Source organism: Cohnella baijiui (genome assembly GCF_020731285.1).
Taxonomy (GTDB): Bacteria; Bacillota; Bacilli; order Paenibacillales; family Paenibacillaceae; genus Cohnella.
The window spans coordinates 1-241 of sequence record NZ_JAJFOW010000335.1; the positions used below are offsets into that span (position 1 = coordinate 1).

The window sequence follows — 241 nt, forward strand, 5'->3', positions numbered from 1 at the left end:
GCTCGGCTCAATGCTTATTGCGATCCTGCTTGATACGCAGCTCGCCGTTATTTGCAGTGTGCTGTTTGCTTTTGTTGCCGGTATTGTGTTTAACTTTGAGAGCTTGCTGCCGGTGGATTTTCGTTATGTATTATATGGATTTTTAAGTGGAGTCGCCGGGGCTTATTCGCTCGGTAAAGCGACGAAGCGTTCGCGTATTCTCCAGGCAGGGTTCGGCGTCTCATTGTTGAATGTACTTATT

General features: G+C 47.3%; 1 pseudogene. It reads left to right on the top strand.

Annotated elements, in window-relative coordinates:
* Window positions 1-241 (top strand): annotated as a pseudogene (locus LKX83_RS32850) (hypothetical protein); the annotation flags it as partial.